The 21,186-nt window shown below is 64.7% G+C and carries 21 protein-coding genes and 4 pseudogenes; 14 read left to right on the top strand and 11 right to left on the bottom strand.

Going from position 1 to position 21,186, the window contains the following annotated elements; genetic code table 11:
• Window positions 1-168 precede the first annotated feature (168 nt).
• The 5 genes from AC5QPF_RS27390 (at window position 169) to AC5QPF_RS27370 (ending at window position 3,927) form a co-directional block, all read left to right on the top strand.
• Window positions 169-1,053, top strand: a complete 885-nt coding sequence (locus AC5QPF_RS27390) for a LysR substrate-binding domain-containing protein (RefSeq protein WP_494960756.1) — start codon at window positions 169-171, stop codon at window positions 1,051-1,053.
• A gap of 89 nt (window positions 1,054-1,142) precedes the next feature.
• On the top strand, window positions 1,143-2,069 hold the full coding sequence (locus tag AC5QPF_RS27385; RefSeq protein ID WP_494960755.1) for an AEC family transporter: 927 nt from the start codon (window positions 1,143-1,145) through the stop codon (window positions 2,067-2,069).
• 212 nt (window positions 2,070-2,281) lie between these two features.
• Window positions 2,282-2,566, top strand: coding sequence for a hypothetical protein (locus AC5QPF_RS27380; protein ID WP_494960754.1), 285 nt, complete (start codon window positions 2,282-2,284; stop codon window positions 2,564-2,566).
• Window positions 2,487-3,131: an MBL fold metallo-hydrolase gene (locus AC5QPF_RS27375; RefSeq protein ID WP_494960753.1), complete on the top strand. Its 645-nt coding sequence runs from the start codon at window positions 2,487-2,489 to the stop codon at window positions 3,129-3,131. Before AC5QPF_RS27380 ends, AC5QPF_RS27375 begins: the two co-directional genes overlap by 80 nt.
• Before the next feature lie 97 nt (window positions 3,132-3,228).
• On the top strand, window positions 3,229-3,927 hold the full coding sequence (locus tag AC5QPF_RS27370; RefSeq protein WP_494960752.1) for a YiaD family glycine zipper/OmpA-like lipoprotein: 699 nt from the start codon (window positions 3,229-3,231) through the stop codon (window positions 3,925-3,927).
• 49 nt (window positions 3,928-3,976) lie between these two features.
• Here AC5QPF_RS27370 and yihG read toward each other — a convergent pair whose 3' ends face one another.
• The 3 genes and pseudogenes from yihG to AC5QPF_RS27355 form a co-directional block, all read right to left on the bottom strand.
• The gene (gene yihG, locus AC5QPF_RS27365) at window positions 3,977-4,855 is read right to left on the bottom strand and encodes a 1-acylglycerol-3-phosphate O-acyltransferase, YihG family (protein ID WP_494960751.1); all 879 of its coding nucleotides are present in this window, start codon (window positions 4,853-4,855) and stop codon (window positions 3,977-3,979) included.
• Window positions 4,856-4,858: 3 nt separating this feature from the next.
• Window positions 4,859-6,955 (bottom strand): phosphate acetyltransferase, encoded by a 2,097-nt coding sequence (gene pta, locus AC5QPF_RS27360; protein WP_330078087.1) that lies wholly within the window; start codon window positions 6,953-6,955, stop codon window positions 4,859-4,861.
• Window positions 6,956-6,987: 32 nt separating this feature from the next.
• Window positions 6,988-7,315 (bottom strand): annotated as a pseudogene (locus tag AC5QPF_RS27355) (DUF3565 domain-containing protein).
• Between AC5QPF_RS27355 and AC5QPF_RS27350 the strand changes: the two are divergent.
• The 3 genes from AC5QPF_RS27350 to AC5QPF_RS27340 all read left to right on the top strand — a co-directional run bounded on the left by AC5QPF_RS27350 (window position 7,284) and on the right by AC5QPF_RS27340 (window position 9,721).
• On the top strand, window positions 7,284-7,769 hold the full coding sequence (locus tag AC5QPF_RS27350; protein ID WP_330078085.1) for an FKBP-type peptidyl-prolyl cis-trans isomerase: 486 nt from the start codon (window positions 7,284-7,286) through the stop codon (window positions 7,767-7,769). The pseudogene AC5QPF_RS27355 and the gene AC5QPF_RS27350 overlap by 32 nt on opposite strands.
• A gap of 156 nt (window positions 7,770-7,925) precedes the next feature.
• Window positions 7,926-8,408 (top strand): glutathione peroxidase, encoded by a 483-nt coding sequence (locus AC5QPF_RS27345; protein WP_494960750.1) that lies wholly within the window; start codon window positions 7,926-7,928, stop codon window positions 8,406-8,408.
• Between the two features lie 209 nt (window positions 8,409-8,617).
• The gene (locus AC5QPF_RS27340; RefSeq protein WP_494960749.1) at window positions 8,618-9,721 is read left to right on the top strand and encodes an oxidoreductase; all 1,104 of its coding nucleotides are present in this window, start codon (window positions 8,618-8,620) and stop codon (window positions 9,719-9,721) included.
• Here the strand turns inward: AC5QPF_RS27340 and AC5QPF_RS27335 are convergent.
• Window positions 9,690-10,907 (bottom strand): glycosyltransferase, encoded by a 1,218-nt coding sequence (locus AC5QPF_RS27335; protein ID WP_494960748.1) that lies wholly within the window; start codon window positions 10,905-10,907, stop codon window positions 9,690-9,692. The two genes, AC5QPF_RS27340 and AC5QPF_RS27335, sit on opposite strands and share 32 nt — an antisense overlap.
• Before the next feature lie 178 nt (window positions 10,908-11,085).
• Here AC5QPF_RS27335 and AC5QPF_RS27330 point away from each other — a divergent pair.
• Together AC5QPF_RS27330 and AC5QPF_RS27325 are read left to right on the top strand one after the other, a co-directional pair.
• Window positions 11,086-11,814: pseudogene (locus tag AC5QPF_RS27330) on the top strand (PAS domain-containing protein); the annotation flags it as partial.
• Between the two features lie 219 nt (window positions 11,815-12,033).
• A pseudogene (locus AC5QPF_RS27325) lies at window positions 12,034-12,399 on the top strand (methyl-accepting chemotaxis protein); the annotation flags it as partial.
• Window positions 12,400-12,518: 119 nt separating this feature from the next.
• Here the strand turns inward: AC5QPF_RS27325 and AC5QPF_RS27320 are convergent.
• Genes AC5QPF_RS27320 through AC5QPF_RS27305 form a run of 4 tightly spaced genes read right to left on the bottom strand, consistent with a single transcriptional unit; the run spans window position 12,519 to window position 14,853 of the window.
• Window positions 12,519-12,971 (bottom strand): DoxX family membrane protein, encoded by a 453-nt coding sequence (locus tag AC5QPF_RS27320; RefSeq protein ID WP_494960747.1) that lies wholly within the window; start codon window positions 12,969-12,971, stop codon window positions 12,519-12,521.
• An 11-nt stretch (window positions 12,972-12,982) separates the two neighbouring features.
• The gene (locus tag AC5QPF_RS27315) at window positions 12,983-13,726 is read right to left on the bottom strand and encodes an HvfC/BufC family peptide modification chaperone (protein WP_494960746.1); all 744 of its coding nucleotides are present in this window, start codon (window positions 13,724-13,726) and stop codon (window positions 12,983-12,985) included.
• The gene (gene bufB / locus AC5QPF_RS27310; protein ID WP_494960745.1) at window positions 13,723-14,550 is read right to left on the bottom strand and encodes an MNIO family bufferin maturase; all 828 of its coding nucleotides are present in this window, start codon (window positions 14,548-14,550) and stop codon (window positions 13,723-13,725) included. Before bufB ends, AC5QPF_RS27315 begins: the two co-directional genes overlap by 4 nt.
• Window positions 14,551-14,565: 15 nt before the next feature.
• Window positions 14,566-14,853: a BufA1 family periplasmic bufferin-type metallophore gene (locus tag AC5QPF_RS27305; protein WP_494960744.1), complete on the bottom strand. Its 288-nt coding sequence runs from the start codon at window positions 14,851-14,853 to the stop codon at window positions 14,566-14,568.
• A gap of 175 nt (window positions 14,854-15,028) precedes the next feature.
• Between AC5QPF_RS27305 and AC5QPF_RS27300 the strand changes: the two genes are divergently transcribed.
• Entirely contained in the window at window positions 15,029-15,616 is a 588-nt protein-coding gene (locus tag AC5QPF_RS27300) for a sigma-70 family RNA polymerase sigma factor (RefSeq protein WP_494960743.1), read from the top strand.
• Window positions 15,603-16,244, top strand: coding sequence for an NrsF family protein (locus AC5QPF_RS27295; RefSeq protein ID WP_494960742.1), 642 nt, complete (start codon window positions 15,603-15,605; stop codon window positions 16,242-16,244). Before AC5QPF_RS27300 ends, AC5QPF_RS27295 begins: the two co-directional genes overlap by 14 nt.
• Here the strand turns inward: AC5QPF_RS27295 and cysZ are convergent, their stop codons facing one another.
• The gene (gene cysZ, locus AC5QPF_RS27290) at window positions 16,245-16,979 is read right to left on the bottom strand and encodes a sulfate transporter CysZ (RefSeq protein ID WP_494960741.1); all 735 of its coding nucleotides are present in this window, start codon (window positions 16,977-16,979) and stop codon (window positions 16,245-16,247) included.
• 301 nt (window positions 16,980-17,280) lie between these two features.
• On the opposite strand from cysZ, the pseudogene AC5QPF_RS27285 reads away from it, so the two are divergent.
• Window positions 17,281-17,406, top strand: a pseudogene (locus AC5QPF_RS27285) (peroxiredoxin); the annotation flags it as partial.
• Between the two features lie 134 nt (window positions 17,407-17,540).
• Window positions 17,541-18,503 carry a thioredoxin-disulfide reductase gene (gene trxB, locus AC5QPF_RS27280; RefSeq protein ID WP_494960740.1) on the top strand — a complete coding sequence of 321 codons (963 nt, stop codon included), beginning with the start codon at window positions 17,541-17,543 and terminating at the stop codon, window positions 18,501-18,503.
• 59 nt (window positions 18,504-18,562) lie between these two features.
• On the opposite strand, the gene AC5QPF_RS27275 is transcribed toward trxB, so the two are convergent.
• Together AC5QPF_RS27275 and nadC are read right to left on the bottom strand one after the other, a co-directional pair.
• Window positions 18,563-19,957 (bottom strand): amino acid permease, encoded by a 1,395-nt coding sequence (locus AC5QPF_RS27275; protein WP_494960739.1) that lies wholly within the window; start codon window positions 19,955-19,957, stop codon window positions 18,563-18,565.
• 314 nt (window positions 19,958-20,271) lie between these two features.
• Window positions 20,272-21,120: a carboxylating nicotinate-nucleotide diphosphorylase gene (gene nadC, locus AC5QPF_RS27270; protein WP_494960738.1), complete on the bottom strand. Its 849-nt coding sequence runs from the start codon at window positions 21,118-21,120 to the stop codon at window positions 20,272-20,274.
• Window positions 21,121-21,186: the final 66 nt, after the last annotated feature.

Raw genomic sequence — 21,186 nt, 5'->3', positions numbered from 1 at the left:
ACCGCCTGTCTCCCGAGAGACTTGCGCAATTCCAGTCAGGTTCAATTAAACGTAGCAGTTTGATGGCTATCGGTTAGGCTCTTGGTCAGTTGCTGAATGTCAGGACCTCATCGCTGGCTTGCCAGCGATGAGGTCCTGAAGAACGACGGTTTCTCCGGACCCTTGCCCATGTCCCTACGCGCCCTGCGCACTCTGGTCGCCATCGCCCAGCACGGCTCCTTTGCCCGTGCCGCCGAGGCCGTGCATCTCACTCAGTCGGCCGTGAGCCTGCATATCCGCGGCCTGGAAGAGGAATTCAACGCCCCCCTGTTCGACCGCTCGCGGCGCCTGCCGGTGCTCACCGAGGCCGGGCACGTGGCGCTGGAGCGGGCCCGTGAAATCCTCGCCCTGTACGACGGCATCGCCCTCGAACTGGGCGAGGATGGCGAGTTGCGCGGTCGCCTGCGGGTCGGTGCGATCCACACGGCACTGGCCGGAATACTGCCGGCCGCCCTGGCCGCGCTGGGGGCCGAGCATCCGCACCTGCGGGTCAACGTGGCCTCGGGTATGTCGGCGGAGCTGGCGACCCGGGTCGAGGCCGGTGAGCTGGATGCGGCAGTCACCACCGAGCCGGTCAAGCCGCACCCTTATGGCCTGGTCAGCACCGTGCTGTATGAGGAGGGCTTCTGGGTGATTGCTCCGCAGCCTCTGGCCGGGGTCGAGCCACGCCGTCTTTTGCAGGAGCAACCCTTCATCCGCTTCGATCGTCGCGCCTGGGCCGGGCGCACCATCGAGCGTGAGCTGCGGCGCATGCGCCTGCGGGTCCGTACCACCATGGAGCTGGATAGCCAGGAGGCGATCGTGCAGATGGTCGCCAGCGGCCTCGGTGTGTCCGTGGTGCCGTCGTCTCCACGCAACCTGCAGCGTTTGGGCGCACTGGCGCACCTGCCGTTCGGTGACCCGCAGCGCACTCGCCGGGTGGTGCTGATCGAACGTGAGGACCGTCCGCGAGGACGCCTGGCGGCGGCCCTGGCCCAGGCGATACAGCGGCAGGCGACGCTGACCGATGAGTAAAACTTGAGGCTGGCTCAATAATTCATCGTTTTTAATCAAGCGTGCGGGTCTTTATCGTGACCTCCATCAGTCACCCGCCCGGACCTGTCATGACGCTTTCCCTGCTCCTCGCCCTCGTCCCCATCGCCTTGCTGATCGCCCTGGGCACCTGGCTGCGCCACAGCCAGTTCCTCGCCGACGCTTTCTGGCCGCAGGCCGAGCGGCTGGGTTACTACGTGCTGCTGCCGGCGCTGTTCGTGCACGGCCTGGCCACCGCGAAACTTGACGGTGTACCGGTGCTCGGCATGGCGCTGGCCCTGGTGTCGTCCACGGTGCTGGTGGCGGTATTGCTGGTGCTTTCACGACGCTGCTTCGGCGTGGGCGATGCTGCGTTCACGTCGGTGTTCCAGGGCGGTGTCCGCTTCAACAACTATGTTGGTGTCTCGGCGGCGGCGGGCTTGTTCGGTGCCCAGGGCATCGCGCTGGCGGCGGTGGCGAATGCGGCCATCGTGCCGACGGTGAATATCCTCTGCGTGCTGGTGTTCGCCCGTTATGGCTCGGCGGGGCGCATGACCTGGAAAGGCGTGGCCCGGCAGATGGCGTTCAATCCGCTGTTGATGGCCTGCGCCTTCGGGATCCTGCTGCACGTTGCTGGACTGGGGCTGCCGCCGGGAGTCGAGCCGTTGTTGAAAGCGCTGGGGCAGGCGTCGCTGCCGTTGGGCCTGCTGTGCGTGGGGGCGGCGCTGGACCTGAAGGCGGCGCGCAGCTGGCTGCGGCCGGTCGGGTTGTCGTCGGTGGCGAAGTTCGTCGTCATGCCGCTGATCACCCTGGCAGCCTGTCACCTGTTCGGCCTCAAGGGCGAGGCGGCGATTGCTGCGCTGTTGTTCCAGGCGCTGCCCACCGCGTCGTCGTCCTACATCATGGCCCGGCAGCTGGGTGGGGATGCGCCGTTGATGGCGGGGATCATCGCCGGGCAGACGTTGCTGGCGGCGGTGGCGTTGCCGTTGGCGGTGAGCAGTCTGTTGCCGTGGCTCTGAGCAGGCGATACTGCTTCCCGTCTCAGGATGAGTCTTTTCAGACAAACAGGGATATCGGGGAAGCGAAATCGGAAGTAGTGCGAGGCAAAAAGCCAGCCGACTACATTGAGCCCCGCGCTGGGCGCCGTGGAGTAGAAACCAATGAACAGATCGCACTCGTTGGTGATCAATGCTGCGAGTGCACTGGTTTCTCGGGACACCGCGGAGTCGGTATGTGCCTGATGCTTGCAACTGAAGAGGGCGGTTTTTCCGTCCAGCCCGACCTTCAGGTCCAGAAGGTTGTCCGCGCCACGATGCGTTCGCGTGATAATTTCCGCTTTGAGGATTTTCTCAAAGAATTCCTCGACCAATTTTTCGAACGCATCCAGATCATGGCTTTCCACCCGGAACGTAACGACCCGAGTTCAAAAGGCTTATATGACCGTCACCGCTCCTACCCTTATCCGCGAAACCTTCCCCGTCGGCCCTTTGCAGTGCAACTGCACGATCATCGGTGATCCGCTGACGAAAAAGGCCATTGTCGTCGACCCGGGCGGCAACCCCGACCTGATCATGCAGAAACTCGATGCCCACGGCCTGAAGGTGGTCAGCATCATCCATACCCATGCCCATCTGGATCACTTCCTCGCTTCCGGCCAGCTCAAGGAAAAGACCGGAGCCACCCTGCACCTGCACAAGGACGACCAGTTCCTCTGGGATAACCTGGAAATGCAGTGCCGCATGTTCGGCGTGCCTTATGTGCCGGTGCCGTCGCCGGACCGCTGGCTGCAGGACGACGAAGAACTGGCCTGCGGTTGTGGCGTGGCCCTGCACACCCCCGGGCACACTCCGGGTTCGATGAGTTTCTGGTTCGCCGACGCCAAGCTGCTGATCGCCGGTGACACCCTGTTCCGTCGCGGTGTGGGGCGCACTGATTTGTGGGGTGGCGATCAGGCGACTATCGTTCGTTCGATCAAGCAGCGGCTTTACAGCCTCGACGAGGAGGCCACCGTGGTCGCCGGGCATGGTCCCGACACCCGCTTGGGCGAGGAAATGCGTGAGAACCCGTTCGTACGGGCGTGAACAGACCGCAGGGAATTTTTCCGCGCCGCCGTGATCCAAGGCTGGTGGCAAACCAAAAGCAGTTTGCCATCTACACGAATTACCGCAGGAGCTATCCATGTTCACCATGCGTCGTTTGATTATCGTCGCTACCGCCGCCGCCCTGATGTCCGGTTGTGCCAACCAGAACCCCTATGACAGCCAGGGTGGCCAGGCACAGGACTCCTCAGGGATGAGCAAGACCGCCAAGTACGGCGGCCTGGGCGCACTGGCCGGCGCCATCGCCGGTGCCGCCATCGACCACAACAACCGTGGCAAGGGCGCGCTGATCGGCGCAGCAGCAGTCGGTGCCGCGGCCGCAGGTTATGGCTACTACGCCGACAAGCAAGAAGCCGAGCTGCGGGCGAAAATGGCCAACACTGGCGTCGAAGTGCAGCGTGAAGGCGATCAGATCAAGCTGATCATGCCGGGCAACATCACCTTCGCCACCGATTCGGCGAACATCTCTCCGAGCTTCTACGCGCCGCTGAACAACCTGGCGGGCTCGTTCAAGCAGTTCAACCAGAACACCATCGAAGTGGTCGGTTTCACCGACAGTACCGGCAGCCGCCAGCACAACATGGACCTGTCGCAGCGTCGTGCTCAGGCGGTGAGCACCTACCTGACCTCGCAGGGTGTCGATCCTTCGCGGGTGAGCGTGCGCGGCATGGGGCCGGACCAGCCGATCGCGAGCAACGCCGATGCCAACGGGCGGGCGCAGAACCGTCGGGTAGAGGTGAACCTGAAGCCGATTCCTGGGCAGAACTACCAGCAGTAATCTTTGAGGGCCCCATCGCTGGCTTGCCAGCGATGGGGCCCTCAAGGTTTCAACGATTCAACTGCTCCAACCGCTGATCCTTCCGCTCCCACAACCGGTTGATCCACTGCTGGAACGCCGCCCGGTATTCCTCGTCCTGGTCATAACTCTTCCCGAGAAACGCCTCCGGAATCGCCAGTTCCTCGAACTGCACGACGATCCGCCGTACCCGCCCGCACAGCAGGTCCCAGAACCCTGGCGCCCCTTCGGGATAGTGGATGGTCACATCGATGATCGACTCCAGTTGCTCCCCCATCGCATCCAGCACGAAGGCAATGCCGCCGGCCTTGGGCTTGAGCAGGTGACGGAACGGCGAGTTCTGCTGGCGATGCTTGGCCACGGTGAAGCGCGTGCCTTCGGCGAAATTGAAGATCGCTGTCGGCTTGCCGCGGAATTTCGCGCAGGTGCGACGGGTGGTTTCCAGGTCCTTGCCGCGCTTTTCCGGGTGCTTGTCCAGGTACGCCTTGCTGTAGCGCTTCATGAACGGAAAACCCAGTGCCCACCAGGCCAGGCCGATCACCGGGACCCAGATCAGCACCTGCTTGAGGAAGAATTTCAGCGGGCGGATGCGCCGGTTCAGCACGTACTGCAGCACCAGGATATCGACCCAGCTCTGGTGGTTGCTGGTGATCAGGTAGCTGTGCTGGTAGTCGAAGCCTTCCAGCCCCGAGACCTGCCAGCGAGTGCGCCCGAGCAGTTTCATCCAGCCCTTGTTGTTGCTGATCCAGGCTTCGTGGATATGGCGCATCAGTTCGTCGGTGACCCGCTGCGCTGCCGCGAAGGGCAGGCACAGCTTGACCAGGCTGACGATGAACAGGGGCGTGCAACACAGCACTGTGTTGAGCCCCAGCAGCAAGGCGGCGAGGGCGCCGCGCAGGTTCTCGGCCATGGCTCAATATTCCGCTGCGCGGCTGGCCTGGATCGCGGTCAGGGCGATGGTGTAGACGATGTCGTCCACCTGGGCCCCGCGCGGCAGGTCGTTCACCGGTTTGCGCAGACCTTGCAGCATCGGCCCGAGGCTGACGCAGTCGGCGCTGCGCTGCACCGCCTTATGCGTTGTGTTGCCGGTGTTGAGGTCGGGGAAGACGAACACCGTGGCGCGGCCGGCCACCTGGCTGTCCGGCGCCAGTTGCCGGGCGATGTCCTGGTTGGCTGCGGTGTCGTACTGCAACGGGCCGTCGATCAGCAGGCTGCGTTGCGTCTCCTGGGCCAGCAGGGTGGCTTCGCGGACCTTTTCCACTTCCTCGCCACTGGCCGAGTCGCCGCTGGAATAGCTGAGCATCGCCACCCGTGGGGCGATGCCGAAGGCCTGCGCCGAGTCGGCGCTCTGCAGGGCGATTTCCGCCAGCTCCGCGGCGCTGGGGTGCGGGTTCATCACGCAGTCGCCGTACACCAGCACTTCCTCCGGGAACAGCATGAAGAATACCGAGGACACCAGGCTGCAGCCCGGCGCGGTCTTGATCAACTGCAGCGCAGGACGGATGGTGTTGGCAGTGGAGTGGACCAGGCCGGAGACCAGGCCGTCGACCTCGTCCAGGGCCAGCATCATGGTGCCGATCACCACCGGGTCTTCAAGCTGCTGCTCGGCCATTGGCGCGTTGAGGCTCTTGCTCTTGCGCAGGCTGACCATGGGCTCGACATAGCGCTCGCGGATCAGGTCCGGGTCGAGGATCTCCAGGCCTTCCGGCAGGCTGATGCCCTGGGCGCGGGCCACGGCCTGGACGTCGTCCGGGCGGGCCAGCAGCACGCAGCGGGCGATGCCGCGTTCCTGGCAGATGGCCGCGGCCTGCACGGTCATCGGCTCGGCGCCTTCGGGCAGGACGATGCGCTTGTTCGCCGCCTGGGCCTGCTGGATCAGGCGGTAGCGGAACACCGCCGGCGACAGGCGCATCTCCCGCGGGGTGCCGCAGCGCTGGTTGAGCCAGTCGGCGTCGAGGTGGCTGGCGACGAAGTCGGTGATGATCTCCGCGCGCTCGCGGTCGTCCACCGGGATTTCCTTGTTCAACTGGTTGAGCTGGTTGGCGGTGTCGTACGAGCCGGTGCTCACCGAGAGGATCGGCAGGCCGGCGAGCAGGGCGCCCTGGCACAGTTCGAGGATGCGCGGATCGGGCTTGCTGTCGCTGGTGAGCAGCAGGCCCGCCAGGGGGACGCCGTTGATAGCCGCCAGGCTCACGGCGAGGATGATGTCGTCGCGGTCGCCCGGGGTCACCACCAGCGTGCCCGGCTTGAGCAGCGGCACGGTATTGGCCACGGTGCGGGCGCAGAGGATGATCTTGTTCATGCGCCGGGTCTCGTAGTCACCGGCGTTGAGCACCTGGGCGCCGAGCAGGTCGGCGACGTCGCGAGTGCGCGGGTCGTTGAGTCCGGCCTGGAACGGAATGCAGCCGAGCAGGCGGAAATCACCACTGCGCAGCAGCGGCGAATGGTCGCGCAGGCGCTGGGCGAACGCGGCCATGCCGTCGTCGCTGCGCACCTTGTTGAGGATCACGCCGAGGACCTTGGGGTCCTTCGGGCCGCCGAACAGTTGCGCCTGCAGCTCGACGCGGCCGGAAAGCTCGGCGAGCACATCGTTCTCCGGTGCCGAAACGAGGATCACCTCGGCGTCGAGGCTCTTGGCCAGGTGCTGGTTGACCCGCGCGGCGTAGCTGGCGTGCCGGGTCGGGACCATGCCCTCGACCACCAGCACGTCCTTGTCGACGCAGGCCTGCTGGTACAGGGTGATGATTTCTTCCAGCAGTTCATCCAGCTGGCCTTCGCCGAGCATGCGCTCGACATGGCCCAGGCTCAGCGGTTTCGGCGGCTTCAGGCCGTGGGTGCGCGAGACCAGTTCGGTGGAACGTTCCGGCCCGGTGTCACCGGGGTGCGGCTGGGCGATCGGCTTGAAGAAACCGACCTTCAGGCCGGCTCGTTCCAGGGTGCGGACCAGGCCCAGGCTGATGGAGGTCAGGCCGACACCGAAGTCGGTCGGCGCGATGAAAAAAGTCTGCATGCGAGCTTCTCGAAATGAGCGGTGCAAAAGAATCAATTGCCAAGGGTATCGCTATCGCGCCCCTGCGCGCACCAGCCACAGGCAAAAGCCTCACCGATGCGCCGCTGACGCTCCCCGGCGTCGAGCACCCAGGCCCTTGATTGCCAAGGTGGCTGGTGGCGCAGGTGCTGGGTGTGGCCGCAGGACAGATCGACTACCCAATGGCCGTTCTCGTCCTGATGGAAACCCTCGATATGGCTGACCCGTTTGTCCGGGTTGCGTTCGCTTTCGGGCGAGGCGTTGGTTACACTTGGCCCTTCATACTTCTTATGCAAAAGGTCTTGCCCCCATGCTGATCGCCGCCAACAAGGCTGTCTCCATCGACTATACCCTGACCAACGACGCTGGCGAGGTCATCGACAGCTCCGCCGGCGGTGCACCGCTGGTCTACCTGCACGGTGCCGGCAACATCATCCCGGGTCTGGAAAAGGCTCTGGAAGGCAAGGGCGCCGGTGAAGAACTGAACGTCACCATCGAGCCGGAAGACGCCTACGGCGAATACCTGGCCGAGCTGGTCAGCACCCTGAACCGCAGCATGTTCGAAGGTGTCGACCAACTGGAAGTCGGCATGCAGTTCCACGCTTCGGCGCCGGACGGCCAGATGCAGATCGTCACCATCCGCGACCTGGACGGCGACGACGTCACCGTCGACGGCAACCACCCGCTGGCTGGCCAGCGCCTGAACTTCAAGGTCAAGGTCGTCAACATCCGTGACGCCAGCGAAGAAGAAATCGCTCATGGTCACGTCCATGGCGAAGGTGGCCATCACCACTGATTTTCTGCGCTAAGCTCAGAGAGTCGCGAAGGCGCCTTGTCCTTCCGTTGTGCAGCCCCCGAGGGTGCATGCGGCAGGCCAGGCGCCTTTTTAGTGGGCCGCGTTTCTGTCCGGCCACCGGGATGACCGGGGATCCGTCGTAGAGGGGAGTACGTCATGAGTGCATTTCACGACCTGAAGTTGCAAGCGCTGGACGGCCAGGACCTGCCGTTGGCGCCGTTCAAGGGCCAGGTGGTGCTGGTGGTCAATGTCGCCTCCAAATGTGGCCTGACGCCGCAGTACGCGGCGCTGGAAAATCTATATCAGCAGTTCAAGGGCAAGGGTTTCAGCGTGCTGGGCCTGCCGTGCAACCAGTTCGCCGGGCAGGAGCCGGGCAGCGAGGCGGAGATCGCCGAGTTCTGCAGCCTCAACTACGGGGTGAGCTTCCCGCTGGGGAGCAAGCTGGAGGTCAACGGTGCGCACCGGCATCCGCTGTATCGCCTGCTGGCGGGCGAGGGCGCGGAGTTTCCGGGGGACATTACCTGGAACTTCGAGAAGTTCCTCGTCGGCAAGGACGGGCGGGTGCTGGCACGGTTCTCGCCGCGGACGGCGCCGGATGATCCGACGGTGGTGCAGGCGATCGAGAAGGCCCTGGCCTGATGTGTCGCCCTTGAGGGCCTCATCGCGGGCAACGCTCGCTCCCACAGGGTACGCGGCGACCACGGAACCTGTGGGTGCGGGCGTTGCCCGCGATGAGGCCCGAATGAACACCACAAGGCCCATGCCCTCAAATCACCCAGATCAATAGTACTCGTTCCGCCACACCCCCCATCCTATGCTCAGGCGCCTTTCATCCCGAGGAGCGCCACATGTCCGTCACCGCACTGTTCACCCCTTTCCAACTGGGCGCCCTGAAGCTGCCAACCCGCGTGGTCATGGCGCCGATGACCCGTACCTTCTGCCCCGGCGGCGTGCCCCACGCCAAGGTGGTCGAGTACTACCGCCGCCGCGCCGCCGCCGGTGTCGGCCTGATCATCACCGAGGGCACCACGGTCGGCCATGTGGCGGCCAACGGCTACCCGAACGTGCCGCGCTTCCACGGTGAAGACGCCCTGGCCGGCTGGAAGACAGTGGTCGATGCGGTGCACGCCGAAGGTGGACGCATCGTCCCGCAACTCTGGCACGTCGGCGCGGTACGTCGCCTGGGCACCGAGCCGGACGCCAGCGTTCCCGGCTACGGCCCGAGCGAGAAGCTCAAGGACGGCCAGGTGGTGGTCCACGGCATGACCCGCGAGGACATCCAGGACGTCATCACCGCCTTCGCCCAGGCCGCGAAGGACGCCCAGGCCATCGGCATGGACGGCGTGGAAATCCACGGTGCCCACGGCTACCTGATCGACCAGTTCTTCTGGGAGACGAGCAACCGCCGCGATGACGAGTACGGCGGCGACCTGGCCGGCCGCTCGCGCTTCGCCATCGAGCTGATCCAGGCCGTGCGCGCCGCGGTCGGTCCGGACTTCCCGATCATCTTCCGCTTCTCGCAGTGGAAGCAGCAGGACTACACCGCGCGCCTGGTCACCACGCCCGAAGCGCTGGGTGATTTCCTCAAGCCGCTGTCCGACGCCGGCGTGGATATCTTCCACTGCTCGACCCGACGCTTCTGGGAGCCGGAGTTCGATGGCTCGCCGCTCAACCTCGCCGGCTGGACCCGCCAGCTCACCGGCAAGCCGACCATTACCGTGGGCAGCGTCGGCCTGGACGGCGAATTCCTGCAGTTCATGGTGGACACCGACAAGGTGGCGCAGCCGGCTAGCCTGGAAAACCTCCTGCAACGCCTGAACGCCGAGGAGTTCGATCTGGTGGCGGTAGGGCGCGCGCTGCTGGTCGATCCGCAGTGGGCGGCCAAGGTCCGCGATGGGCGTGAGGAAGAGATCCTGCCGTTCAGCCGTGAGGCGCTGACGAGCCTGGTTTGACCAGCAGGCCGGGCCCGCTGTGCGGTGCCTGGCCCTCTCGCAGGGGTTCGCAGGCGTTGCGCAGATGCGCCTCGAACTGCTCGATGATCGCTGGCCAGCCCTGGCGACTGGCGTGCTGCCGCGCATTGAGGCGCACCCGGCGCAGGGTTTCGCTGTCTTCCAGCAGCCAGCAGGCGGCATCGATGAACGCCGGGGCATCGCCGGGCATGGCCAGCGCGCCGTTGTGGCCGTGGCGTATATGTTGGGCCGCCGCGGCTTCGTCATAGGCGACCACGCCCAGGCCCGAGGCCAGGGCTTCCAGGACCACGTTACCGAAGGTCTCGGTCAGGCTCGGAAACAGGAAGATGTCGCCACTGGCGTAGTGCTCGGCCAGCTGCTCGCCGCGCTGCGGGCCGCAGAAGATGGCGTCCGGCAGTTGTTCCTGCAATGCCGCCCATTGCGGACCGTCGCCGACGATCACCAGGCGAATACGCCGCTTCGGGTGCCGGCGCTGCAGTTCTTCCAGGGTGCGAGCGAGCATGCCCAGGTTCTTCTCCGCAGCCAGGCGACCGACGTACAGCAGGGCGATGTCATCGTTGCCCAGGCCCCACTGTTCACGTAGCGCGGGATTGCGTCGCGCCGGGCTGAACAGGCTGCCATCGACCCCGCGGGAGAGCAGGGCCAGGCGCTCGAAACCACGGCGCTCCAGGGACAGGCGCTGGCTCGGGCTGGGCACCAGGGTGCTGTGGGTGCGGTGGTGGAACCAGCGCAGGTAGTTGGTCAGCGCCCGCGCCAGCAGGCCAAGGCCGTACTGGTTGGAATACTGCTGGAAATTGGTGTGGAAACCGCTGACCACGGCGATGCCCAGACGCCGGGCGGCGCGCAGGGCGCTGAGGCCGAGCGGTCCTTCGGTGGCGATATAGAGCACGTCCGGCCGGTCACGTCGCCAGCGCCGCAGCAGCTTGTGCATCGACACCTGGCCCCATTGCAGGCCCGGGTAGCCGGGCAGCGGCCAGCCGCGGCAGAGCAACTGGTCTGCGTCGGTCTGGCCGGGCGGGTCGTCACTCTGGCGCGGGCGCACCAGTTCCACTCGGTGGCCGCGCTGGCGCAGACCGTCGCTGAGGCGGCCAAGGGTATTGGCCACGCCGTTGATTTCCGGTGGGAAGGTTTCACTGATGAGCGTGATGTGCAGCGGGAGCGTCGTCATAATGGCCAGTTTCCGGCGCCCTGTTTGCGCTCGGATGACGCTCATGTGACATATACATGACGCTCGATCCTTGGCATTTCTGCGCCCGCAAATAATCACGTTTTATAGCTCAAGAATGGCCCCCCGCCAGCCGATGCAGATGCATTCCCGATGACGATAGCGCTCCAGGAGAGCGGTGATGTTCAACAGCAAACTGAAAAAAGAAAACGACGAGTTGCGTGAAAAACTGCTGAGTCTCGAGCAGGTCAAGGACAGCCTCGACAGCGAGATGCTCGTGCTGCAGTTGGACCCGAGTGGTCGCATCGAATCGGCGAATATCAATTTTGAAAAGGAAATGCTCTACAGCAGTTCCCAGCTCCATGGCCGGCACATCGAAGAGATCGTCCCCGCCCATGTGAAGCCGCTGGAGTTCTACCAGCGCATGAAGCAGGCCATCGCTCGCGGCGAGCACCTCAATGGCGCCTTCCGCCTGCTGCGCGGCAACGGCGAGGAAGCCTGGTTGCGCTCGATCCTGCAGCCGGTCAAGGATGGCAACGGGCGCATCAAGTACTTCACGATGCACTCCAGCGACCTGACCCGCACCATCGAGACTTCCCGCGAGAACGAAAGCCTCATCAATGCGCTGATGCGTTCCACCGCGGTGATCGAGTTCAACCTCAATGGTGAAGTGCTGACCGCCAACGACCGTTTCCTGCGCACCATGGGCTACACCCTCGATCAGGTTCGTGGCAAACACCACCGCATGTTCTGCGAGCCGGAGGAATACAACTCCGCCGTTTATCAGGCGTTCTGGGAAAAGCTGCGGCGTGGCGAGTTCATCGCCGAGCGCTTCAAGCGTGTCGACGCCCATGGTCGGACCGTGTGGCTGGAAGCCTCGTACAACCCGATCATCGATGCCCACGACGTGCTCTACAAAGTGGTCAAGTTCGCCACCGTGATCACCGACCAGGTGAACCAGGAGAACGCTGTCGCCCAGGCTGCCGATATCGCCTACAGCAACTCCCTGGCCACCGACACCAGTGCACGTCGCGCCACCGAGGTGGTGACCCAGACCGTGGACGTGATGCGCGGCCTGGAAACCTACATGCAGGATGCGGCGGAAGGCATCCAGGCGCTGGACAAACAGTCCCAGGTGATCGGCTCGATCATCAAGACCATCAGCGACATCGCCGGGCAGACCAACCTGCTGGCGCTCAACGCCGCCATCGAGGCCGCCCGTGCCGGTGAGCAGGGCCGTGGTTTCGCCGTGGTCGCCGACGAAGTGCGCCAGCTGGCCTCGCGCACCAGCACCGCCACCGAGGAAATTGCCCGGGTGGTGCAGCAGAACGAGCAACTGGCCAAGGCCGCGGTGGACATCATCGACAGCAGCAAGCGCCAGGCCGAGCAAGGGCTGGCGCTGGCCGGGCAGACCGGGACGGTGATCATCGAGATCCAGGACGGGGCGCAGAAGGTGGTGAATGCGGTTGGGCAGTTTTCCAACCAACTGAAGTGAAGGGTTGCCCCTGCTGACGTCATCGCGGGCAACGTCCGCTCCCACAGGTCTCGTGTGCACCGCCGAACCTTGTGGGAGCGGGCGTTGCCCGCGATGGCGTCAGTCGGAGCAACCTTGATTCAGCGGATCCCCAGCACCCGATCCAGCGACCATGCCCCGCCACCCCGCGCCACCAGCAGCAACAGCAACCCCGCCCACGACAGATGCGTCGGCCACGCATCCGGATACACGAAGATCTCGATCACCAGGGTCATCCCCAGCAGCGCCAGCGCCGCGCCCCGGGTAAACAGCCCGAGCACCAGCAACAGCGGAAACAGATGCTCGGCATAGGTCGCCAGGTAGGCCGCGATGTGCGGTGGAATCAGCGGCAACACATACTCGGTGCGAAACAGCTCGAACGTACTTGGTGTCAGGGTCAGGAACCCTTCGACCTTGGTCCGCCCGGACATGAAGAACACCGCGGCGATCCCCAGGCGTGCCACCAGGCACAACAGGGATTCGCCCAGCAGGCGCTGCACGGCGTCGACCAGTGGGTTGTACAGCGAACGTGACGGCGAACGGGCGATATCCATGACAGGCTCCTTCATTCGAGGGCGAGAAAGACGCCGGCGCGCAACAGGCGGCCGAGCAGGTCGGTGAAGTCGAGATTGGCCTGCACTTGCAGGGCCAGTTTCGAGGCGTGGTCGAGGTTGTGACCGCCGGCGCAGGCTTCGAGAAACGCACAACCACCTTGTTCCAGCGGCTGGTGACTGACACCCGCGGGACCGCCGACCAGCAGCGCGCCTTCGCCGTGCCAGGGGATGTCGTCGCTCCACTCCAGACTGTCGCGGCCGTGCTGCCAGAGGCTGTACACCGGATGCGTCTCGAACCAGCGCCAGCGCGCGCCGCACCGTGGGACAAGGCAGCGGTTGCCCAGGTCGCTGGCGGTCGAGCCCGCCAATGCAGCCAGGGTCAGGACCGCTTCGTCCGGCGCGCAGAAGGCCATCAGCCAGTCGTGATCCAGCCGCGCGACGTCCGCCAGCCACGGCCATTCATCGAGGTTCTCCAGCTCGTCGAGGAACGCCGGGAAGGCCGCGCCGTAATGGACTAGGCGTGCGTCGGCGGGTGGCGAGCGCAGTGCGTAGTCGCTGGCTGCCGCGCGCAGCCAGGGCGTGCCGGCCAGCCGCTCGACTGCGGGAAAGTTGGCGCACAGGGCGTCAACGCAGCCCTTGAGCACGGTGTTGCGGTACACGGCGAAGGCCGGTTGCGCGCTCAGATCGGCCAGGGCCGGGGCAGGGCGTTGATAGAGCGCTTCGACGAAGGCGTCCTGGAATTGACCGAGGTTCATGGCTGATTCTCCGCGAGGATGTGCTGGGCGATATCGCGTTCGGCCAGCAGTTCGGCGAACGCCGGAATGGCGTCGTCGCGCTCGATCAGTGTGGGACGCGGACCGATGCGCTCGATCAGTTGCCGGTACAGCTCCCACACCGGCTCGGCGACGGCCGCGGCATGGGAGTCGATCAGCAGGCTGCCGGCCTCGTCGGGACTGAAGCCCGCCAGGTGGATCTCGGCAATGGTCGCGGCAGGCATCCGCCGCAGCCATTCGCTGGCGTCATAGCCGAGGTTGTGGGCGCTGACATGTACGTTGTTGACGTCCAGCAGCAGCGCGCAGCCGGTACGCCGGGTGAGTTCGACGAGAAAATCGATCTCGTCCCAGGTATGCCCGTCCAGACGCAGGTAGTGGCTCGGGTTTTCCACGGCGATACGTCTACCCAGAGCCTCCTGGGTGCGCTGGATGTTGTCGACGATGCGCGACAGCGCCTCGTCGGTTCGTGGAAAGGGCAGCAGGTCCGGGTGATAGCTGCCGCGCCAGGCCGACCAGGCCAGGTGCTCGGACACCAGCGCCGGGTTGACCAGGTCCACCAGCTCGCGCAGGCGGCGCAGGTGTTCGAGGTCTGGCCTGGAATCCGCCGCCAGCGACAGCGAAACGCCGTGCAGCGACAGCGGATGGCGTTCGCCGATCCGCTGCAGCCAGGCCCGCCGCGGGCCGCCGACCATGTAGTTCTCCGGATGGACCTCGAACCACAGGCCCTCGGCGTTGCAATCCCAGGCCTCGGCGTAGTGTTCCGCCTTCAACCCGAGACCGGCGCCCAATCGGTCGTACCTGTTCATGGCCGGTGCTCCGGATCAGGACTTCAGCGGGGTCAGCGAGCCCATGCCGGTGGGCGTCTTGATCGAGGTGCAGGTACCGGCGGGTACGTTCTTCCAGGCATTGCCCTGATAGTCCTTCTTCGCCGTGCCGGCGCAGGTGGTACCGGCGCCAGCCTTGCAGTCGTTCTTGCCGGCCATGGCCACGCCGTAGCATTTCTCCATGGCGGCGCCCTGGTCTGCCGGGGTTTTCATGTCGTCAGCCATGACATGGCCAGCCAGTGCGGCAAGAGCCAGTGCGGCGGTAGCGAGGGTCAGGTTTTTCATGATGCAGTCTCCACGAGAGGGGGTGGCCATGGCGGTTTACCGGTGGCTCGTGGAGTAGTTCGCCGGCGTGCGGCGAACGGTTACAGCCCGGAGAAAATTTTTTGAGGTTTTTTCGCCAGCCTCCTAAGGTAATGCCGCGAAGGAAATTTCATCATGGGTGTAACCCGGGCGGCCGATGCAGCGAACTACTTCACAGGACGTACTGAGCGAGCGCGAGGCGCAACTGCAAGCCTTGCTGCTACGCGGCATGGACGGCGACGCGGCGGCTTACCGCGAATTCCTCGGTGCGCTGACGAACCACTTGCGCGGCTTTCTGCGCCGTCGTCTGGCGCAGCGCCCGGACGCCATCGAGGACCTGCTGCAGGAGGTGCTGCTGGCGGTGCACAATGCCCGCCACACCTACCATGCGGAACAGCCTCTGACCGTCTGGGTACAGGCCATCGCCCGCTACAAGCTGGCCGATCATTTCCGCGGGCATGCCCGCCGCGGCGCGTTGCACGAGCCGCTGGACGACGACAGCGAACTGTTCGATGAGGGCGACGAGGAAGCGATGTCGGCCAGTCGTGATCTGGGCAAGCTGCTTCAGCAGTTGCCCGACAAGCAGCGCCTGCCCATCGTCCACGTCAAGGTCGAGGGCCTGTCGGTGGAGGAAACGGCGCAGCTCACCGGGCTGTCCAGCTCGGCGGTCAAGGTTGGCATCCACCGCGGGCTGAAGGCGCTGGCGGGCTTGATTCGAGGTAAGGGTAACGATGAAGACCGATGAACTGATCGACCTGCTGGCCAGCGGCGAAGGACCGGTGGACCGTCATGTGCTGCTGCGGCGCATGGGCATCGCCTTGCTTGGCGGCGGTCTCGCGGCCTTGCTACTGACCATGGTGCTTTACGGCGTGCGTCCCGATATCGCCGAAGTGTCGCGCACGCCATTGTTCTGGGCCAAGGTGGCCTTGCCGGGGAGTCTGGCGCTGCTGGCGATCTGGTTGAATCGACGCCTGTCGCGGCCGGGGGTGAAGGGCGGGGCGGCGTGGGCCTTGCTGGGCCTGCCGCTTTTGCTGGTCTGGCTGGGCGCGCTGCTGAGCCTGGCCGGTGCCGCGCCGGACGCTCGCGCGGACCTGATCTTCGGTCGTACCTGGCGTACCTGCGCGTTCAACATCGCGCTGCTCTCGTTGCCGGTGTTCGTTGCGGTGTTCTGGGCCCTGCGCGGCCTGGCACCGACCCGCCTGCGCCAGGCGGGTGCAGCGGGCGGCTTGCTGGCAGGGGCGACAGCGACCCTCGCCTATTGCCTGCACTGCCCGGAGATGGGCGTGCCGTTCTGGGGCATCTGGTACCTGCTGGGGATGTTGGTGCCGACCCTGGTCGGCGCGGCCCTGGGGCCGCGCCTGCTGCGCTGGTGATCAGCGCCCGTCGCGCTCTCGCACCCAGAACAACGTGGCCCCGGCCACCGCCGCCGGCATCATCAGGATATTGACGAAGGGAATCAGCAACGCCAGGTAGGTGATGCCGCCAAAGCCCAGCGATTGCCAGCGCTTCTGGCGCAGCCAGGCGAGCATGTCCTGCCAGCTCATCTTGTTGTTGTCCGCCGGGTAGTCGATGTACTGGATCGCCATCATCCAGATACCGAACAGCAGCCACAGCGGCGCGGCGACGACGTTGACCACCGGGACGAACGACAGGATGAACAACCCCAGCGCCCGCGGCGCGAAGTAGCCGAGCTTGCGCATCTCGCGGCCGAAGGTGCGCGGCACCATCGCCACCAGTTCGCCCCAGCTGAAGGGCGGGAAGTCGTCCTTGCCGCGCACCACCACTTCCACCTTCTCCGAAAGGAAGCCGTTGAACGGCGCGGCGATGATGTTTGCCAGCATGGTGAAGGTGAAGAACACCATCAGCGCCACCAGCGCCACGAACAGCGGCCAGAGGATCCAGGTGAGGAAGCTCAGCCAGCTGGGCAGGGTCGGCATCAGCGCGTCGACCCATAGAGCGAACTGATGTCCGGCCAGGTACACCAGGCCGACGAACAGCAGCAGGTTGATTGCCAGGGGTAACAGCACGAACAGGCGCAGCCCGGGACTGAGGACCAGCTTCAGGCCTTCGCGCAGGTATTGCGGGCCGGATAGAACAGGGGCTTGCATAGAGGGCTCCGAGGGAGGGAAAACGCGCCGACCTTACCGAGTTTGCCGGCACGATTAAAGCCGCGCGGGGGCGGCGAAACGGGGTGTAACAAATCTTGAAACAGGACGCTCATAGGAAAACCCCGGCACCAGGTAGGCCTGTATAGAGCCAGTCTATAAGGTAGATTGTTTAAGGATATTTCCTTAATCTTTGGCCGCTGGTTAAAGTGCGCCCATCCTGTTTCAACGGCTTCGAATCCACGGTTCTCAAGGAGTTCCCATGAGCATTCTGGTCAGCGAGCCCGCCCTGGAGTTCGATGCGGCCTTGCAATTTAACGAGCAACATGGCGAAGTCTGCCGCGCCGGCTGGCGACCAGGCCAGCAAAGCATGAAGGCGAACGCTCAGGGCGTCGCTGATTACCTGGCGGAAAATGCCAAGCGCCTGTAAGGCCTCGCTGCAACGGTTTTCAGAACCCGCAGCCACAGGCCTTCCCCAAGGCCTTGCGGGTTCTTTTTTAATTTCACCGGCGATCCCGGTGTCACCGGGCTGGACAGCAAGCGCCAGCCCGACAGGAGCGTGTCATGTCCGAAGTACGTCATTCTCGCGTCATCATCCTCGGTTCCGGCCCTGCCGGTTACAGCGCAGCGGTCTATGCTGCCCGTGCCAACCTCAAGCCGCTGCTGATCACCGGCATGCAGGCTGGCGGCCAGCTGACCACCACCACCGAAGTCGACAACTGGCCGGGCGATCCCCATGGCCTGACCGGCCCGGCGCTGATGCAGCGCATGCAGGAACACGCCGAGCGTTTCGAGACCGAAATCGTCTTCGACCACATCAATGAAGTCGCGCTGCAGCAGAAGCCGTTCACCCTCAAGGGCGACAGCGGCACTTACACCTGCGACGCATTGATCATCGCCACCGGCGCCAGCGCCCGTTACCTGGGCCTGCCTTCGGAAGAAGCGTTCATGGGCAAGGGCGTGTCCGCCTGCGCCACCTGCGACGGTTTCTTCTATCGCAACAAGCCGGTCGCCGTGGTCGGTGGTGGCAACACTGCTGTTGAAGAAGCGCTGTACCTGGCCAACATCGCCAGCAAGGTGACCCTGATCCACCGCCGCGATACCTTCCGCGCCGAGAAGATCCTGATCGACAAGCTGCATGCCCGGGTTGCCGAAGGCAAGATCGAGCTCAAGCTCAACGCCACCCTGGATGAAGTCCTGGGCGACAACATGGGTGTCACCGGTGCGCGCCTGAAGAACAATGACGGCAGCTTCGACGAGATCAAGGTCGACGGCGTGTTCATCGCCATCGGGCACACCCCGAACACCTCGCTGTTCGAAGGCCAACTGGAGTTGAAGGACGGCTACATGGTTGTAGCGGGCGGCCGTGAAGGCAACGCCACCGCCACCAACATCGAAGGCGTGTTCGCCGCTGGCGACGTGGCCGACCACGTCTACCGCCAGGCGATCACCTCGGCCGGTGCCGGCTGCATGGCCGCACTGGACACCGAGCGTTACCTCGACGGTCTGGCGAACGCTTCGTTCTGACCGAAAAAACCGCGAAGGGCCTTGTTGGCTCTTCGCGGTTTTTCTTTTCTCGCGGGTCTTCAGTACGCGCGTTTCAGCCCCGCCAGTCCTTCCTTGCCGCGCTTGCGACAGATCACGATCCCTACCAGCGACACGCCCATCGCCAGCATCAGCGTGCTGGTTGCCTCGGCGCGATGGTCCGGGGTGAACAGCAGTACCGCCAACGCTGCGGAAATGAACAGGATCACGCCGTAGGTCAGCCACGGGAACAGCCACATCTTCAGGGCCAGGGCTTCGCCATGGCGGCGGCGCATGCGCAGTTGGGAAATGGCGATGGCCAGGTACACCAAAAGAGCGATGGCGCCGGAACTGGAGAGCAGGAAGTCGAACAGGCTCGCCGGGGCGAAGTGGTTGAGGGCGGAAATGAAGGCACCGACGAAAGCCGTGACCAGCACGGCATTGCGCGGCACGCCGTTACCCGAGGTGCGCGCGGTCGCCGTCGGTGCATCGCCGCGACGGGACAGGGAGTAGAGCATGCGCGAGGCGATGTAGATCGACGAGTTCATGCAACTGGTCACCGCCACCAGCACCACCAGGTCGACGATCAGCTTGGCGTGGGGCACCTGCAGCAGTTCCAGGGCGCGCTGGTAGGAGCCGACCGTTGCCAGTTGCGGGTCGCTCCACGGCACCACGGAAATCACCACCATGATCGACAGCAGGTAGAACACGCCGATGCGCCAGATCACCGAGCGGGTGGCCTTGGCAATGTTGCGCGAGGGCTCGCCGGATTCGGCAGCGGCGATGGTCACCGACTCGGTGCCGATGAAGCTGAACATGATGGTGATAAAGGCGCCGACCACGGCGGTCATGCCGTTGGGGGCGAAGCCGCCGTGTTGCTCCATCAGGTTGAACAGGCCGCTGCCTTCGTGGTTCGGCACCCAGCCGGTGAGGGCGGCAGCGCCGAAGCCGATGAACAGGATGATGGCGGTTACCTTGAGCAAGGCGAACCAGAACTCGAACTCGCCATACTTCGACACGCCAAACAGGTTGGTGATGCTCAACAGGACGACCGAGGCCAGGGCAAAGATCCAGCTGTCGATCAAGGGAAACCACTGGTTGAGGATATGCCCGGCCGCCAGCGCCTCGATGGGCACCACCAGCACCCAGAACCACCAGTACAGCCAGCCGATGGTGAAGCCGGCCCAGGGGCCGATGGCTTTCTCCGCATAGGTGGAGAAGGAGCCGGTGTCGGGGTTGGCTACGGCCATTTCTCCGAGCATGCGCATCACCAGCACCACCAGGGTACCGGCGACGAGGTAGGCGAGGATCACGGCGGGGCCGGCGGCGGCGATGGCGTGGCCGCTCCCGACGAAGAGTCCGGCGCCGATGATCCCGGCGATGGACAGCATGGTGACGTGACGGGGTTTGAAACCGTTGGACAGCTGGCCGCTGCCGGGTTCGTTCAGGCTCGACATATGTCTCTGCTCTTGTTGTTCGGTCCATTGAAGGCAGAGACGAAGCAGCGACGGGGAAATCAGGGCCGCTTCAAGGTTACGTGCCTCTACGCGTGTGCTCATGGGCCGGCTCAGGCGGGCCGGCGGGGCTACCTTAACGCGAGGGGAGGCGGGGGAATTGATGCGATTGCGGCTTGGGGCTGTCGGATTACGACATTCCAAAGCGCAACGCGGCCCTTGTGGGAGCGGGCTCACCCGCGATTACGGTGGTGAATTCACTATCGCAATCGCGGGTGAACCCGCTCCCACAGGGTTCGCGTCGATTTTGAGATTTATCAGAGGCTCAGGCGCATCGACAGGTCCACTGCCTTCACATCCTTGGTCATCGCCCCGATCGAGATGTAGTCCACCCCGGTCCCGGCGATCACCCGCAGCGTACTTTCATTGATCCCGCCACTGGCTTCCAGCTTGGCGCGGCCGGCGGTCAGGCGTACCGCTTCACGCATCTCATCCAGGCTCAACTCGTCGAGCATGATGATGTCTGCCCCACCATTGAGCGCCTGCTGCAGCTCGTCCAGGCTTTCCACCTCGACCTCCACCGGCTTGCCCGGGGCGATGCGCCGCGCGGCAGCGATGGCTTCGGCGATGCCGCCGCAGGCCGCTATATGGTTTTCCTTGATCAGGAAAGCATCGAACAGGCCGATGCGGTGGTTATGGCAGCTACCGCAGGTGACCGCGTATTTCTGTGCCAGGCGCAGGCCGGGCAAGGTCTTGCGGGTGTCGAGCAGGCGCACCTGGGTATCGGCGACCTGATCGGCAAGGAATTGCGCGCGGGTGGCCACGCCGGACAGCAGTTGCAGGAAGTTCAGCGCACTGCGCTCGCCGGTCAGCAGCGAACGGGCCGGGCCTTCCAGGTGGAACAGCGCCTGGTTGGCGACGGCGCGGTCGCCGTCCTGGACCTGCCAGTGCACCGCCACCCGCGGATCGAGCTGGCGGAAGACCGCGTCGACCCACGCCGTCCCGGCGATGACGCAGTCCTCGCGGGTAATGATGGTGGCCTTGGCCAGGCGTTCGGCGGGGATCAGTTGCGCGGTGATGTCGCCGCTGCCGACATCTTCCAGCAACGCACGGCGCACGTTGGCTTCGATTTCGGCGGTCAGATCGGCGAGGCGTAGGTTCGGCATGACAAGCTCCACAAGCTAAGTGGCCGGGATTATAGGGCAGGCAGGGGCGTGCGCGCAGTAGCCGGC

The organism is Pseudomonas sp. Con_6, assembly GCF_059379395.1.
This window is presented reverse-complemented; position numbering and strand designations above follow the sequence as displayed.